A 2,200-nucleotide genomic window follows, 5' to 3' on the forward strand; every position below is an offset into this window, starting at 1 on the left:
GTACTAACAAGAATAGGTCTTCATGGCCTTTTTGGTCTAGTCGTCAGGGTGTTGCACTTGAATTGTAAACTGGGGGCGACTTCAATATCACTAAAATCCACGTCGACTTGCATGGTCACGCTAGCAAATGCGCGCCGGACTTGGTCAGGCGTCTCGTTATGATAGGTAATGATAATAGATAGTTGTTTCATAAGTGTTTACCTCGTTTAGTACTTATATGTAAGAACAAACTGACCATCTCGTTTGCTTGAGATGCTCAGCTTGTTCAGCGCTCATGCTTGCATGAGTTTAGTATAACGGTTCGTCGTCTTTACCGCGCCGTTTTTTGGCAACTGCGAATGCAGCTAAGGCATCCACCATTGTCAAGCCTACGCCAGCCAAGATCATTTCGGCATTGCTTGATTCGCCCGTTTGTGGCAACTTGCTTGCCCGTGCGTTTGAACCTGAACCAGAAGCATTACCATTCGTGCCAGTTCCAGTGAAGCGACTCTGATGGTTGCCAGTCGACGTGCCATTTGAGTTATCACTTGAGTTGCCGATCGGATTATCTTTTGACTCTCCTTCAGGGTTGCCCGCGAGATTATCATCTGGATTGCCGTCCTGGTTGTCATTGGTATTTTCATCAAGATTTCCAGTAGGGTTGCCGTCGAGGTCGGTATCCGGAACATTGTTAGGATCGCCAGTTGGGTCACCAGTTAGGTCGCCTGTTGGGTCGCCTGTTGGGTCGCCTGTTGCATCGCCTGTTGGGTCGCCTGTTGTTTCATCGGTTGGATCAACGTGGAGCGGCTTGCCAACCCGAGTGATCGTAATCGACTTAATACCATCACCAAGTGTTGCATTGTTATCACTTGGATCATCGGTCGGGTCGCCAGTCGGATCAGTTGTACCTGTTGTCGGGTCCACATGCAGCGGTTTGCCCACTCGAGTAATCGTGACGGATTTAATGCCATTGCCTGGTATGAAATTGTTATCGCTTGGAACATCAGTCGGATCACCTGTTGGATCACCTGTGGTGTCACTCGTCGGATCAACATGGAGAGGCACACCTACACGAGTAATCTTAATTGATTTAATGCCATCACCAAGGACTACATTGTTATCGCTTGGGTCATCTGTCGGATCACCAGTGGCGTCACTCGTTGGATCAACATGGAGAGGCACACCTACACGAGTAATCTTAATTGATAAGTCACCATTCCCGGCCGTGCCTTTGTCGCCGGTCGTGCCTTTGTCGCCGGTCGTGCCTTTGTCGCCGGTCGTACCCTTGTCGCCGGTTGTCCCTTTGTCGCCAGTCGTACCTTTATCGCCGGTCGTGCCTTTGTCGCCGGTCGTGCCTTTGTCGCCGGTCGTACCTTTATCGCCGGTCGTGCCTTTGTCGCCAGTCGTACCCTTGTCGCCGGTCGTGCCTTTATCGCCGGTCGTGCCTTTGTCGCCGGTCGTACCTTTATCGCCTGTCGTGCCTTTATCGCCGGTCGTGCCTTTGTCGCCGGTCGTACCTTTATCGCCAGTCGTGCCTTTGTCGCCGGTTGCACCTTTGTCGCCGGTCGTACCTTTGTCGCCAGTCGTACCTTTGTCGCCGGTCGTACCCTTGTCGCCGGTCGTACCTTTGTCGCCGGTCGTGCCTTTGTCGCCAGTCGTGCCTTTGTCGCCGGTCGTACCCTTGTCGCCAGTCGTACCCTTGTCGCCGGTTGTCCCTTTGTCGCCGGTCGTACCCTTGTCGCCGGTCGTGCCTTTATCGCCAGTCGTGCCTTTGTCGCCGGTCGTACCTTTATCGCCGGTCGTGCCTTTGTCGCCGGTCGTACCTTTATCGCCAGTTGCACCTTTGTCGCCGGTCGTGCCTTTGTCGCCAGTTGCACCTTTGTCGCCAGTTGCACCTTTGTCGCCGGTTGCTCCCTTATCGCCAGTTGCACCTTTGTCGCCAGTTGCTCCCTTGTTTCCTTCGAGGAAATCAGCTAGATCAACTGTGCCGTCACCGTTGACATCAGAGCCGCCATTCAACAACCAGATTTCGAAAGCACTCTGACCGTCTGCGCCGGTATCACCCTTAGCACCTGTGTCACCCTTAAGGTTTTGCAGCATGTCGTCAACATCGATGTCGCCATCGCCGTTGGCGTCAGTACCGCCGTTATCCTTCCAGGCTTCGAAGGCCGATTGTCCTGCTGCACCAGTTGCACCGGTATCACCCTTAGCACCTGTGTCA

General features: G+C 53.4%; 2 protein-coding genes. Both read right to left on the minus strand.

Annotated features, from left to right (window positions below; genetic code table 11):
* Positions 1-20 precede the first annotated feature (20 nt).
* Entirely contained in the window at positions 21-191 is a 171-nt protein-coding gene (locus JUF11_RS12685) for a hypothetical protein (protein ID WP_204119884.1), read from the minus strand.
* A 97-nt stretch (positions 192-288) separates the two neighbouring features.
* On the minus strand, positions 289-2,200 hold a 1,912-nt coding region (locus JUF11_RS12690; RefSeq protein WP_204119885.1), incomplete at its 5' end, for an LPXTG cell wall anchor domain-containing protein.

This window comes from Lacticaseibacillus suilingensis (assembly GCF_016861845.1).
Lineage (GTDB): Bacteria > Bacillota > Bacilli > Lactobacillales > Lactobacillaceae > Lacticaseibacillus > Lacticaseibacillus suilingensis.

Bases quoted from the DNA above. Each gene is read 5' to 3' on its own strand.
- JUF11_RS12685 (WP_204119884.1), bottom strand. From the start codon at position 191: ATGAAACAACTATCTATTATCATTACCTATCATAACGAGACGCCTGAC.